Raw genomic sequence first — 13,596 nt, 5'->3', positions numbered from 1 at the left:
ACTCCGCCGCAAGGCTCTGCCTTTCGGTGGATTCAGGCTGCGGGTCGACCTGGCACCGTGATGGCATCCACGTCGGGACGTACCGGCCGAACGAAGCGAGGGTGGGGCGCGGTCGCCGCGTTGGCCATGATGGGCTGCGGCCCGGGTACCGGGGTCCGCTGGTAGGCATCCTCGGCCGGGGTCGGGGGCTGTTCGGTGATGAACAGACCGAAGTCCAAAGCCCCCACCTCCAGGTCGACACCGTTGCCCTCACCATCGCACGGCACGATCTCTTGGAGCCCGGGAGGGGCCGAGGTGGTGATCTCGTTGCCGGAGAAGCAGTTGTGGTCGGCCGCCACCGCTACGCCGGGGATCGGGTTGCGAATGAAGCCGCTGGCCAGATCGGCGATTCCGGATCCACTGACGTGGTTGCCGATGATCCGGTTCCCGGTGGCATCCCACAACACGTTGCCCACCGGCTCCTCTGGGAGCGGGTCGTCGCGGGTCTCACGGCACGGCCGCTCGTGCTCGCTGGCTGGAGGTGGCGTGTCGGCGGCGTCTGATTCGATGAAAGGGATGGCCGATATCCCAGTTCGGGCATGGTTGTAGACCAGATTGCGTTCGATCCGGTTGTCGATGCTGCCCGCCACCAGGATCCCGTTGCCCTGAGCGATGAGCGAGGTGGGGAAACCGGGACCGTCGAGCAAGTTGTTGTCGTGGACGATGTTCCCCACGATCACATTGGACCGGCCGGGGTAGCACAGCTCATAGGAACCCGAGTTGGGCAGGATCCCGGCCCGGTTGTTCCGAAACGTGGAATTGACGATGTACAGCTCACCACCCGAGTTGGTGCCCGAGTAGCCGACGCCGTTGTACTCCGACACCACGTCGTCGATCACCACGTCACACTCGAAGCACTCCCCCACGTAGAACGCCGATTCGATGTTCCCAGAGCCGTAGCTGTGCTCGATCACACCGTGGTAGGAGTCGAAGGCGTAGATGCCGTAATCACCGTTGCGATAGACGGTCAGGTACGAGCCTTTGAACCGATCCGATCCGGTCCAGAACACCCCGTTGCCGGTGAACTGGCGAACGGTCAGGTTCTCCACCACCACGCCGTCGGTATCGAGCACCCGGATGCCGTTCTCCAACTTGAACCCACCATCGAGGATCACCTGGTTGCGGTCCACGCCCCGAATGGTGATGTCCTCCGTTTCGACATCTACCGACTCGGCGTAAACCCCCGCAGCGATGAGGACCATGTCCCCGGGACGAGCGGCGTCGACCGCGGCCTGGATGGTCTCGTGGTCCTGAGGGACCCGCACCACCTCGCCGGGATGGGCACCGCTGGTGCTCGGGCTCGTCGACGCGCTCGCCGAGGCATCGCTACCCGCACCTTCGGACCCATCCGAACCTGAGCACGCCGACGACATCACCACGACGAGCACCGCCAACAGGGCCATGACGAAGCGGGAACGATCCGTTCGGTGATGCTGGCGACTCACGACGAGAATGGTGTCACAGAGCGGTCAACTGCTGAACAACGGCTCTTCTTCACGGTTGGAGGCCAGGTCACACACGACGTTGCGTTTGATGCACCGGTCGATCTCGCGTTGCAGGCCGGCGGGTTCCCATCCGTTGAAAAAGTCACCGTGGGCCGAGTAGATGTTGCCCGAGGCCAGGCTCAGGTCGTGGTCCGGTCCCGAGATGGCGAAGTTGACCGACACCGTGAGCTGGGGGATGTTCTCGGGATGGGTGGCTGGGCAGGCACCGTCGACCGAGTAGGCCACATGTGACTGGTGATCGGCGCTGTCCACGTTCTTGCCGTCCCAGCAGTCCTGGTAGGTGAGGATCAGGTGGAGCGGGGCTCCGGCTGGGCATTCGGGCGGATCATCGGCGACCCTGGTCCTACTCCCGCACACCCACCCCGTGGCCTCGCCGGCTTGGGGGGTCTCCGCGGTCTGATCACCGGCGATCAGGGCAAGTCCGGTGGGCATGGTGACCAGGTCGGTCGGGTCGACGCCGGGCGCAGCCCGGTAGTACGCCGCGATCGACACTGGGACCACGATCTCACCGTGGTCGAACAGGGTCGGATGCCAGTAGCCAGCCTTGTCAGCGGTCTTGTCGCAGGTGGTGCCCCCCTCCAACAACGACTCAGCGGTGCTGTCGGCGTTGATGATGTCCGAGCCGTAGAAGTCGTGGCGATGCGAGCGACCTGAGTGACCGAAGTGCACGATCGGGTCGTCGGGCGCGGAATGGCTGTAGTCGCAGTGGACCACGAACTGCCCGACCCGCCCTTGGGGTCCGACATGACGCTCCGGTCCGATCCCGCCTTGAGCTGGTCGGTCCGTGTCGGCGACGTCGCGGTCATCGGTCTCCGCGGCTACCGGACCTGATCGCTCAGACCCGCCACGATCGCGCACCAAGATCGCGACCATGGCGACCAACGCCACCACCACGACCACGGCTAGCAACCTCGTGCGGGCCGGAGACGACATGGGTTGCTAGCGATCCTGCGCGATCACGCCGGCTTGGCGGGAACCTCGATCGAGGCGACATCAGGCTTCTCGGGCCCCTCGAAACGGGGGTGAGGCGCGGTCTCGGCATCGGGCATCGATGGTTGTAGGCCGGGCTCGGGTGTGGTCTTGTACGAGTCCTTGGGCGGCTTGGCCGGTTGGCTGGCGATGAGACCCATCAGGTCGAAGGCTCCGGCCTCGAAGTCACCACCGCTGCCGGTGCCGTCGCACGGCGCCAGCTTCTCCAAGTCGGTGGGGGCCGAGGTGGTGAAGGTGTTCCCAGAGAAGCAGTTGTTCAACTCGGCGGTAGTGAGGTCGCCGTCCTCGATGGACAGGGTGCCCGATGCCAGATCGGCCTGGCCCGATGCCTCGATGACGTTGCCCACGATCCGGTTGCCGGTGGCGTTCCACATGACCAGACCGACCGGCTCGGTGGGGATCTCGTCGTCGAGGGTCTCAACGCAGGGGATGTCCAACTCGTCCACGGCGGGAGGCTCGTCGCTTGCGTCCTCTTCAGGGAAGGGGAAGGCGGCGATGCCAGCCTTGTCGTGGTTGAACACCAGGTTGCGCTCGACGGTGTTGTTGATGCTTCCGGCCAGCAAGATCCCGTTGCCTTGGGCCAGCAGGGACACATCGATTCCGGGACCGTCCATGTAGTTGTTGTCGTGGATGATGTTGCCCACGATCACATTCGACCGACCCGGGTAGCACAGCTCGTAGGAACCGGAGTTGGGGACGATGCCGGCCCGATTGTTCCGGAAGGTCGAGTTGACGATGTACAGCTCGCCACCCGAGTTCGTGCCCGAGTAGCCGAGACCGTTGTACTCCGACACCACGTTGTCGAGAACGGCGTCGCACTCGAAGCACTGACCGATGTAGAACCCGGCGTCGGGGCTACCGGACCCGTAGCTGTTGTCGAACTGGCCGTGGTAGGAGTCGAAGGCGTAGATGCCGTAGTCACCGTTGCGGTATGCGGTCAGATACGAGCCGCGGTAGCGATCCGAGCCGGTCCAGAAGAAGCCGTTGGAGACGTAGTTGCGTGCGGTCATGTTCTCGACCACCACACCGTCGGTATCGAGGACCCGGATGCCGTTCTCCAATTCGAATCCACCGTCGAGGATCACCTCGTTGCGGTCGACTCCGCGGATGGTGACATCGTCGGTCTCGACGTCGACGGCTTCCTCGTAGACGCCCTTACCGACCAGGACCATGTCGCCCGGTTTGGCGGCGTCCACTGCGGCCTGGATGGTCTCGTGGTCCTCTGGCACCCGCAGAACCGCACCCTCGCCACCGGTCGCCTCGGTGGTCGAGGTAGCGCTGTTCTCCTTGGTCCCCGAGTCGTCCTTCCCGCAGCCCACGGCCAGCGTGGCCACGACTGCCACCGCGGTTGCCAGGGCAAGAACGCGTCGACGACCGAAATGGTGAGTGCTCATCTGGAAATCCCCTCGACATGCCCCGGGTCAAGGCGAATGGCCCCGGGTTCGACCGTGATCCTGTCACAACTCGAGTATCGGCTCGGATCGCTCCATTCGATAGCGCTGATTAGGAGGCGAGCGGATAGGCGAGCCGACCCATAAGCACGGCATGGTTGAACCGAGGCGAAGCCTCGGTCTGGTCAACCTGGTAGCGACGACGACCGGACCTATCCGCTAGGACCCTTACGGCGCGGGGTCAGTACCGCAGACCGGGGGCGCGGGTACCGAAGATGTCAGTGGCGAGCTGGGCCCCCAGCTTGGTGGCATCCCAACGCTTCCCACCGTTGCTGAGCGTCGGGCCATCGGCCCAGCCCTTCATCCAGATGATGTTCTCGGCTACGGCCCGGATGACCTGACCGGTGACGTGCTGGGACTCGTCTGATGCCAGCCATGCCACCAGCGGTGAGGACACGGAGGGATCCATGCGGTTCCACTCGCCCTCGGGGACGTCGTTGGCTTCGATCACTTCGGGGGCACCGGGCATGGTGCCGGTGATGCGGGTGGCCGCAGCCGGGCCTACGCAGTTCACGGTGACGCCCATCTTGAACAGCTCCAGGCTCAGGGTCTGGGTGAGACCAGCGATCCCCGCCTTGGCGGTGGCGTAGTTGGTCTGGCCGAAGTTGCCGACCAGGCCGGCACCCGAGGTGGTGTTGATCACCCGACCGGTGAAGGTCTCACCAGCCTGGGACCGTTCCCGCCAGTGGCGCGCCGCGTGGTGACAGGGCGCCCACGTGCCCTTGACGTGAACGTTGATAACGGCGTCGAAATCGCTCTCGGACATGTTCCAGATGGCCCCATCTCGAACGATGCCGGCGTTGTTGACCAACACGTCGAGGCGACCGAAGGCATCAACGGCTTGGGCGATCATGCGACCGGCACCTTCGAAGTCGGCGACGTTCTCGTAGTTGGCCACCGCCTCGCCACCTCGCTGCGTGATCAGGTCGACGGTCAGGTCGGCGTCACGCCCCTGGCCCTCACCGGTGACCGACACCCCGAGGTCGTTGACCACGACCTTGGCCCCGTGTTTGGCCAGCTCGAGCGCGTGACCTCGGCCGATGCCGTGTCCCGCTCCGGTGACGATCGCGACCTTGCCGTCGAGCATGCCCATGGGTGTGTGCCTCCGAGGTGAGCCGTCGGACACCACCGACGGTTTCTGACTAGTCGTCAGATCCTAGATGGCCCTGACCCCTAGCCGCTAAGGGGGTGCGTCGGTCACAGGTCGAAGCAGGCGTAGAGCTCGTCGGCGTCGGGGTTCCCGGCCGGGGCCGACGCCGTCACCTCGTTCACACAAGCCCTCCCCGCTGCGGACAGCAACTGCCAGCACGCGGCCTCACCCGGTCCGTTCGACATGTAGTCACCGAGCGAGCCATACGCGTCAGTGGCGTTGCCAGGGTCATACCCACAACCCGACACAGTCCCCGGGACCGTCGGGCCCGGAACGGCGGTTGTGGTGGTGGTCGGCGCGTACTCGGGACCGTCGGCACCGTCGGGCAGTTCCTCCACGATCGGCTCCTGACCATCGAGCGGGTGCTCCAGATCCACCGGCTCCGCACACCGGCGAGCGTCGGTCACGAACCAGAGGTCCAGCACGCGCTGGACCTCCACGCGCCGCCGAACCAAGCCGAACGGATCGGTCCAGGCGTATACGACCCGGCTCGGGTTGCGGGCGAGCTCTATCCGTTTTCCCTCGGGCTCACCCAGGCGGTCGATCACGGCGTCGTCCGGCACGAGCTGGCCTGACGCCAAGAAGGTCGTCCCCAGGTAGTAGTCCGGGCTGCCCAGGATCACCGGCGCGGCGCAGCCCCAGACCGGGCGTTGCGGGGGCGGGCAGGTCGTCATGGTCCAGATCAAGAGCCGTTCCATCCGAGCGATCGAGGCCTCCTGATCAGCGTCGGAGATGGACTGCGGCGACGACCTGATGCGCTGGGCCAGCTCCCGCACAGCCTCCATGTCGGCCGATATCGGCCCTTCAGCCATCACCTCAACCTGGTCGAGGAGGTGGTCCACGTCGACGTCGGCGCCCGAACCCGCCGGATCAGGGTCGATAGCTGCGCGCAAGAACAGGCGCCGGGCCGCCCGACAGCGGGGATCGGGCACCGAGGGCGCGGGCTGGGCCTGGGGTGCTGGCTCCGAGCGCACCACGGGCGGAGAGCTGACCGCTGCCCCTGCCGCCACGCTCGCGACCCGGTCGGCGGGAACAGGATCGGCCACGCCACGGTCCCAGGACATCACCGTGGCCGTCACCACACCGATCACCGTGACCACTGCGGCGGCGACGATTCCGAAACGGACTCCACGCGGTCCACGAACTGGGGGGAACTCACCCATGACCCGACAATTGTGTCAGCGCGCCGACCTCGTGTCAGGTATGCCTGTCGGGTGAATTCCCGTCTGCACGACGCCCCGTCCATCACCGAGAGCACAGATCCGCCCTTGGGTGAGCTTCTCCGCTACAGCCGGGCCCATCGAGGCCAGCGGTGGTTGGCGGTCACCATGTCGTTGCTCAACAAGATCTGCGATATCGCCCCCGAACTACTGATCGGTGCCGCCGTCGACATCGTGGTGAAGGCCGACGGGCAGTCCTTCGTAGGCCGGATCTTGGGAACCGAGGACCGCTTCACCCAGCTGAGCGTGCTGGTGGCCGTCACCGTGGTGATCTGGCTGGCCGAGTCGGCCACCGAATACGCGGCGGTGATCACCTGGCGCAACCTGGCCCAGACCATTCAGCACGAAGCCCGCATGGACACCTACCGCCACGTCCAGAGCCTGGAGATGGCCTACTTCGAGGACCGGACGTCAGGTGGCCTCATGGCGGTGCTGAACGACGACATCAACCAGCTCGAACGGTTCTTGGACCTGGGTCCTCACAAGCTGATCATCACCGCCGCCAACGTGGTTTTCGTCGGCATCACGTTCCTGGTGGTCTCGCCCCTGCTGGCTCTGCTGGCCTTCCTTCCCATCCCGGTGATCATCGTCGGGTCGCTGTGGTATCAGACCCGCCTGGAACCTCGATACGCCGCGGTGCGGGCTTCGGCCGGGGTCATCGGGGACACCCTCACCAACGGCCTCGGAGGCATCGCCACCATCAAGGCGTTCAACGCCGAGGACCGCGAGGTCGAACGCGTGGAGGTCGACTCAGACGCCTACCGCCAGGCCAACCGTGACGCCATCCGGTATTCGACGGCGTTCAACCCGTTGATCCGAATGGCGGTTCTGGCCGGGTTCACCATGACCCTCATCGTCGGCGGCCGGGCCGCCTTGCGTGGAGACCTCGAGATTGGTGTCTTCTCGATGCTGGTGTACATGACCCAGCGACTGCTGTGGCCCCTCACCGCCCTGGGCGAAACCTTGGACCAGTATCAGCGGGCGATGGCCTCGTGCCGGCGCATCTTCGGCGTGCTGCGGGCCGAACCCCGGATCCTGCCGGGCGCCACTGCTCTGACCGAACCGGTGCGTGGCGACATCAGCTTCCGGAACGTCACCTTCTCCTATGACAGCAGCCCTGGCGGCTCCGAAAGCTCGCCCGCCGAGGACGGACTGGTGCTACGGGGCGTGTCGATGGACATCCCCGCGGGTGAGACCCACGCCATCGTCGGGCCCACCGGATCGGGCAAGTCCACGGTGGTCAAGCTCTTGCTGCGCTTGTACGAACCCACATCGGGGCAGATCACCCTGGACGGGAGTTCCATTTCGGACCTGACCTTCGCTTCGCTGCGGGGCGCTACCGGACTGGTGGCCCAGGACGTGTTCCTGTTCCACGGCACGGTGCGCGAGAACCTCACCTACGGACGGCCCGATGCCACCGAGGCCGAGCTGAGACGGGCTGCGGAGCTGGCTGAAGCCGCCGATTTCATCGACGCCCTGCCCGATGGTTTCGACACCCTGGTCGGCGAACGGGGCAGAAGCTGTCGGGCGGGCAGCGCCAGCGCCTCACCATCGCCCGGGCCATCCTGCGTGACCCCGCGGTGCTGATCCTCGACGAGGCGACCTCCGCAGTCGACAACGAGACCGAGGCCGCCATCCAACGGTCTTTGGCCAAGGTCTCGGCGGGTCGCACCACCGTGGTGATCGCCCATCGCCTCTCCACCGTTCGTCATGCCCACCGCATTCACGTGCTGGAGGCCGGCCGGGTCGTCGAAGCCGGGACCCATGACGAACTCGTGGCGCTCAGTGGCCTGTACGCCGCGCTGTGGCGGGTCCAGACCGGAGAGGCAGCTCTGGCCTGAACCCAGATCTGGCCTGAACCCAGATCTGGCGGATTGACCGCACTCGGGCGCATTTCGGGCGTCCGCCTCCGGTCGACACCACACCGGTTGGGGCCAAGGGGTTGACAAGGTGGACGCACTTGAGCGTATGCTCAATGCACATGCACTAAGCGAACGCTCAAAGCGTTTACTCAACCAAGGAGACCGCCGTGAACAGCTACCTCGTCCCCGTGTACACCACCTACCTGATCGCCACCGTGGCGCTCTGCGCCTGGCTGGCCCGCACCCTCTACCGCAACGGTGCCCTGTTCCTCAGGGACGTGTTCGATGACAGGCCGGAACTGGCCGAGGCGGTCAACCACCTGCTGGTCACCGGCTTCGCGATGGTCAACCTCGGCTACGGCTTCTTCATGATGAAGGCCAACCAGGCGACCACCAGCACCGAGGCGTTCGAGATCCTGGCCCGCAAGCTCGGCCTGCTGCTGTGCAGCCTGGCCGCGGTGCACTTCGTCAACCTCTACGTCTTCCACCGGCTCGCCGCCCGTCGACGCCAGGCGAACCTGGTCCCGCCCGTCGCCCCGCAGGTCACCGTGCGCCCGATCGATCCTCCCACCAGCCACCTGCCGCCGCCTCCGGCCCGTCCGGTGGCACCGGGCCCCTTCGCGGCACCCGGCCCTTACGGCGGAGCCGGAACCTTCGCCGGCCCGGGAACGCTCGCCGGACCTGGTGGCTTCGGACCGACCCCCGCCTGAGAGAGGGCTGACAGACCGGAGACCGCAATGGAATCACTCACCGTGTACTACGACGTCCACTGCGCACTGTGTCGCCGGTGCCGCGAGTGGCTGGAAACCCAGCCCACCCATCTCCCGCTGCGCTTCGTTGAGGCCGATGCCGCCGATGCGGCCCGACTCCTCCCCCAACTCCCGTGGCTAGGCCAGGAGCTCGTGGTCGTGGCACGCGGGGGCTCCGAGGAGGGCGCGGCGTGGATCGGCCCGGCCGGGTTCATCGTGTGCCTCTGGGCCACGGTCCGGTACCGGGAGTGGTCGTGGAACCTGAGCAGGCCCGGCCTTGCCCCCGCCGCCGAGAGCTTCTTCCACCTCGTGTCGGCCAACCGGGACCGGATCGGACGCCGCCTCGATCCCCCCGAATGCTCCGGCGATCGCTGTGCCCACCGACCCCCGCGCCTGGCCCACACGCCGATCCCGACAGGTGCTCCATCATGAGAGCCGTTCTCTTGACCATCGTCGTGTACGGGTACCTATTAGTCGTCGCTTCTGTGGTGTGCGCCGCCGCCTTCGTCGTGCGTGCGCTGTGGAGGCTGGTCGCACGCATGGCGGGGTCACGGTCGGGGGGTCTGGAAAGATGACACCCATGCCTGCGGCCAGACGAACACCAACTGGCAGCCATCGCACCGCCAGCGAGTCCGGGGCCGAAACCCGCGATCGCCTTCAGGCCGCGGCCCGCGCCTGCCTCCGCCAGGACGGTATCGCCGGCGTGAGCGCCCGGGCCATCGCCCGCCACGGCGACCTCAACCAGGCGCTGGTCTTCTACCACTTCGGATCGGTCGACGGTCTGTTGCAGGCGGTGGCCCGAACCGACGCCGAACGTCGGGCCCTGCTCTACGCCGAGAGACTGGCGGGGGTGAAGACCCTCAAGGATCTGGTGTCGGTCGGCCACCAGATCCACCAGGTCGAGTTCGCCGAAGGGAACACCGCGGTGCTGGCGCAACTGGTCGCCGGCGCGGCGTCGTCACCCGAACTCGGCGCCGCGGTACAGGACGGAATGCAGGCCTGGACGACGTTGGTGGAGGACGCACTGGCCAGGGTCCTGGCCGACACACCGCTCGGCGCGGTGGTGCCGCTTGCCGACATCGCGTACGCAATTGCGTCACTGTTCCTGGGGCTCGAACTGATGGGCGGCGTAGACGGAGACGACACCCGCCTGGAGAGTCTGTTCACCAGCCTCGACGCAGTATCGGGCCTGGTCGATCTGCTGCTCCACCCCCAGATCTAGGTCTGGATCCGCCGAAGGCAGTCCCTTTCGTCGGTCAGCCTGGCCCGGGGAGGCGGACTGCCCATTGGAGGGTCTGTTCGTCGGCGTGGATCAGGGCCCAGCCGGGCTCGCTGACAAGTTCCTGGACGGCGCGGAACACGCCGTGGTGAGGATGCGCCGGTGCGGGACGCCAGTCATCGCCGGCGATCAAGCCACCGGGTTTCACCTTGCGGCGCAGGATGGCCAGCTCCTGTCGGGTGTGCTCGTAGGCGTGGGACGAGTCGAGATACACCCAGTCGAAGGTGGCATCGGGGAATCGGGCCAGCACCTCGCGGTCGTCACCGATATGCACCACCACCGTGCCGGCCTCGATCTCGGGGCGAAATCGCCCGAGGATCCGACGTAGAGCGTTGACCGTGCTGCGGTCGCCGCGCCCCCAATGCCACTCGGGGGTCAGCAGGTACCAAGGGTCGATCAGGTGCAGTTGCACGGCCCGGGTCTCCCGGAGCAGCACCGGGGAGAACCGGCCTTTGAACACGCCGATCTCGGCGCCGACACCCGCAGGTGGAATCACCTCCCGCAGAAACGGCACCCGGGCCTCGCATGCACCCCGGTCCCGACGTTCGGCCACCAGTTCCTCGGCGTGGGCGAGCACCCGGCGGACCGGAGAGACCCCCCTTGCCGCGTGGGTCGAGCGGGGCTCACTCATCGAGCCAGCTCCGTCTGCGCCGTCGACCCCACCTCGCACCCGGTCATCACCGCTGGTTGGACGACCCGCTCGACGGCGCGGCTCGACACCGTCGAGCAACCCGCGAGGTCAAGCCCACGTGAGCACGGCGCGGTTCAGGGCGCCGCCGTGCATGGCGTCCAGCGCTTCTTGCACCTGCTCGGGTTGGTAGGTGGCCGACACAAGTTCGTCGAGCTTGAGCCGCCCCGACTTGTACAGGTCGATGAACAGGGGGATGTCGTGGTGGGGACGGGCCGCCCCGTAACGACAGCCGAGGATCGACTTGTCGTTGTAGAGGCTGTTCACCACGAAGCTGGCCTCGCTGCCCAGCTTCGGGACTCCGAGCAGCACGCAGCTTCCACCCCAGTCCAAAAGGTCGATGCTCTGGCGGATGAGGGCCGGGTGACCAACGCATTCGAACGCGAAGTCCACGCCCTGGGGGCAGATCTCCTTGACCGCGGCCGCGGTGTCGACGTCGGGCCCCGCGGCGATGAAGTGGGTGGCCCCGAACTGGCGGGCCGCGGCTTCCTTGGCCGGGTTGGCATCGACGGCGATGATCGGACCGCAGTTGGCGATGGCCAGACCCTGCAGGACGTTGAGCCCGATGCCCCCGATGCCGATCACCAGCGCCGACTGTCCGGGCCGGGGACGGGCCCGGTTCAGCACTGCGCCTGTGCCGGTGAGCACAGCGCAGCCGATGAGGCTGGCCGAGGCGAGCGGCACCTCGGGGTCGATAACCACGGCCTGGGTCTCTTTGACCACGGTGGTCTCGGCGAAGACCCCAGCATTGGCGAACTGGAACGCCTTCTCTCCCCCCACCGTGAACGGGGCGCTGAGGCGACCAGCGGTGTCACGGCAATGGGTGGGCTGACCGCGGTCACAGGCATCGCACTGGCCGCAGTTGCCCAGGGTGGTGAGGACGACGTGGTCACCCACCTTCACCTTGCGGACGGCTCCACCGACCTCTTCGACCACTCCCGCCCCCTCGTGGCCGAGCACGGCCGGGGTCGGGAACGGGATCGTGCCGTTGACCACCGAGACGTCGCTGTGACACAGCCCGGTGGCGTGAACCCGAACTCTCACTTCATTGGGACGCAGGTCCCGCACCTCTACGTCGTCTCGCACCTCGAGCGAACCGGTCCAGACAATTGCTTTCATCGCGGTGTCATCCCTTCCACATGATCGACTGCATCTCGCTGTAGGCATGCAGGCCCCAGGACCCACCGTCTCGCCCAACACCGCTGTACTTGAACCCACCGAACGCCGCCTCGTGGTTGCGCTGAAGGGTGTTGATCCCGACGTTGCCCGATCGCAGGAGCTTGGCCACTTCCATGGCCTTGCCGCTGTCGGCGGTGAAGACGTAGTTGTACAGGCCGTACTGGCTGTCGTTGGCGATGGCGATCGCCTCGTCCTCGGTGTCGAAGGGGATCACGGTGATCACGGGGGCGAAGGCCTCTTCGCGGGCCACGGTCATCTGGTTGGTGGCATCGACCACCAACGTGGGCGCCACGTAGAAGCCGGTGTCGATCTCGGGTCGGGTGCCCCCGGTGGCCAGCGTTGCCCCCTCCTCGGTGGCGGTACGGATCATGGCTTCCACCCGGTCGCGGTGAGCACCGGAGATGACCGGCCCGACGACGGTGTCCCGCTCCAAGGGATCACCGACCTTGAGGTGCGCGGCCATGGCGGTGAGCTTGCCCACCAGTTCGTCGTACAGGCCGCGCTGCACCACCACTCGGGTGGGAGACGTGCAGATCTGGCCGGAGTGGAAGGTCCAGGTGCTCGACACGTTGGAGATCACGTTCTTCAGGTCGGCATCGTCGAACACGATGGCTGCACCCTTGCCGCCCAACTCCAACAGCAGTCGCTTCATGGTCCGGCCCCCCACCTCGGCGATCCGACACCCAACCCCGGTGGACCCGGTGAACGAGATCATGTCGACGTCGGGCGACGAGGTGATGACCTCGGCCACCTCCACCGAGTCGGCGGAGACGGTGTTGACCACTCCCGGCGGGAGCCCGGCTTCCTCGAACAACTCGACCATCCGGATCACGCCGAGCGGATCTTGGGTGGGGGGTTTCACCACCAAGGTGTTGCCCATGGCCAGGGCGGGGGCGATCTTGCCGGCCATGTTGGTGACCGGGAAGTTGTAGGCGGCGATGGCGGCCACCACCCCGACCGGGGCACGGTGCTCGACGGCACCGATGATCCCGCCCGGGGCCAGGGGTGTGGTGGGCATGACCGCGGGAGGGAGCGGCACCAGGTTCGACTCGACCTCGGCGTAGCGACGGAAGCGAGCCGCGGCCTGAGGCACCTGCATGGTCTTGGCCACCCGCATGGTGGCCCCGGTCTCGGCCTGGACCACCGGAACCAACTCGTCGCGGTGGGCGTCGAGCACGTCGGCGATCCGGTCCAAGGTGGCGCAGCGCTCGGCCATCGGCGTGCGACTCCACGAGTCGAACGCATCACGAGCGGCAGCGCACGCCGCTTCGGCTTGCTCAACCGAAGCGTTGGGAGCCAAGCCCACCACCGCCTCAGTCGAGGGGTTGATCACCTCGTACCCGGCGGCAGCAGCAACCCGCTCCCCCCCAATCAACAACGAATAAGAGTCAGACATGAAAATGGTCACCGATCGAGAGATGAGAACAGACGAGTTTGCACCGCAGCCAGGCCCAAACGCTCACGAATCCAACCGAACCCGAATG

Annotated in this window: 12 protein-coding genes and 1 pseudogene; 5 read left to right on the top strand and 8 right to left on the bottom strand. The window is 66.5% G+C overall.

Annotated elements, in window-relative coordinates; genetic code table 11:
* Positions 1–32: 32 nt before the first annotated feature.
* The 5 genes from IPG97_14630 to IPG97_14610 form a co-directional block, all read right to left on the bottom strand.
* Positions 33–1,442: a right-handed parallel beta-helix repeat-containing protein gene (locus tag IPG97_14630; GenBank protein MBK6857736.1), complete on the bottom strand. Its 1,410-nt coding sequence runs from the start codon at positions 1,440–1,442 to the stop codon at positions 33–35.
* A 66-nt stretch (positions 1,443–1,508) separates the two neighbouring features.
* A complete protein-coding gene (locus IPG97_14625; protein ID MBK6857735.1) occupies positions 1,509–2,477 on the bottom strand; it encodes a DUF1996 domain-containing protein in 969 nt (322 codons plus the stop codon).
* Positions 2,478–2,500: 23 nt separating this feature from the next.
* Positions 2,501–3,928 carry a right-handed parallel beta-helix repeat-containing protein gene (locus IPG97_14620; protein ID MBK6857734.1) on the bottom strand — a complete coding sequence of 476 codons (1,428 nt, stop codon included), beginning with the start codon at positions 3,926–3,928 and terminating at the stop codon, positions 2,501–2,503.
* Positions 3,929–4,166: 238 nt separating this feature from the next.
* Complete coding sequence (locus IPG97_14615; GenBank protein MBK6857733.1) at positions 4,167–5,078, bottom strand: SDR family oxidoreductase; 912 nt, start codon at positions 5,076–5,078, stop codon at positions 4,167–4,169.
* Between the two features lie 104 nt (positions 5,079–5,182).
* Positions 5,183–6,298: a hypothetical protein gene (locus IPG97_14610; GenBank protein MBK6857732.1), complete on the bottom strand. Its 1,116-nt coding sequence runs from the start codon at positions 6,296–6,298 to the stop codon at positions 5,183–5,185.
* Positions 6,299–6,463: 165 nt separating this feature from the next.
* Here IPG97_14610 and IPG97_14605 point away from each other — a divergent pair.
* The 5 genes and pseudogenes from IPG97_14605 (at position 6,464) to IPG97_14585 (ending at position 10,188) form a co-directional block, all read left to right on the top strand.
* Positions 6,464–8,196 (top strand): annotated as a pseudogene (locus tag IPG97_14605) (ABC transporter ATP-binding protein).
* A 188-nt stretch (positions 8,197–8,384) separates the two neighbouring features.
* A complete protein-coding gene (locus tag IPG97_14600; GenBank protein ID MBK6857731.1) occupies positions 8,385–8,927 on the top strand; it encodes a hypothetical protein in 543 nt (180 codons plus the stop codon).
* Positions 8,928–8,954: 27 nt separating this feature from the next.
* Positions 8,955–9,398, top strand: a complete 444-nt coding sequence (locus IPG97_14595; GenBank protein ID MBK6857730.1) for a DUF393 domain-containing protein — start codon at positions 8,955–8,957, stop codon at positions 9,396–9,398.
* On the top strand, positions 9,395–9,541 hold the full coding sequence (locus IPG97_14590) for a hypothetical protein (protein ID MBK6857729.1): 147 nt from the start codon (positions 9,395–9,397) through the stop codon (positions 9,539–9,541). The genes IPG97_14595 and IPG97_14590 overlap by 4 nt, the downstream gene beginning before the upstream one ends.
* A 5-nt stretch (positions 9,542–9,546) precedes the next feature.
* A complete protein-coding gene (locus IPG97_14585) occupies positions 9,547–10,188 on the top strand; it encodes a TetR/AcrR family transcriptional regulator (GenBank protein ID MBK6857728.1) in 642 nt (213 codons plus the stop codon).
* Positions 10,189–10,222: 34 nt separating this feature from the next.
* On the opposite strand, the gene IPG97_14580 is transcribed toward IPG97_14585, so the two are convergent.
* From IPG97_14580 to IPG97_14570, 3 genes are all read right to left on the bottom strand, one after another.
* Complete coding sequence (locus IPG97_14580; protein ID MBK6857727.1) at positions 10,223–10,876, bottom strand: class I SAM-dependent methyltransferase; 654 nt, start codon at positions 10,874–10,876, stop codon at positions 10,223–10,225.
* Positions 10,877–10,984: 108 nt separating this feature from the next.
* Positions 10,985–12,052 carry a Zn-dependent alcohol dehydrogenase gene (locus tag IPG97_14575; protein MBK6857726.1) on the bottom strand — a complete coding sequence of 356 codons (1,068 nt, stop codon included), beginning with the start codon at positions 12,050–12,052 and terminating at the stop codon, positions 10,985–10,987.
* A gap of 7 nt (positions 12,053–12,059) precedes the next feature.
* Positions 12,060–13,508, bottom strand: coding sequence for an aldehyde dehydrogenase family protein (locus tag IPG97_14570; GenBank protein MBK6857725.1), 1,449 nt, complete (start codon positions 13,506–13,508; stop codon positions 12,060–12,062).
* Positions 13,509–13,596 lie beyond the last annotated feature (88 nt).

The sequence above is a fragment of the Microthrixaceae bacterium genome, from assembly GCA_016702505.1.
Taxonomy (GTDB): domain Bacteria; phylum Actinomycetota; class Acidimicrobiia; order Acidimicrobiales; family Iamiaceae; genus Aquihabitans.
The sequence above is the reverse complement of the archived record's forward strand: the minus strand, read 5'-3'. Positions and strand labels throughout refer to the sequence as shown.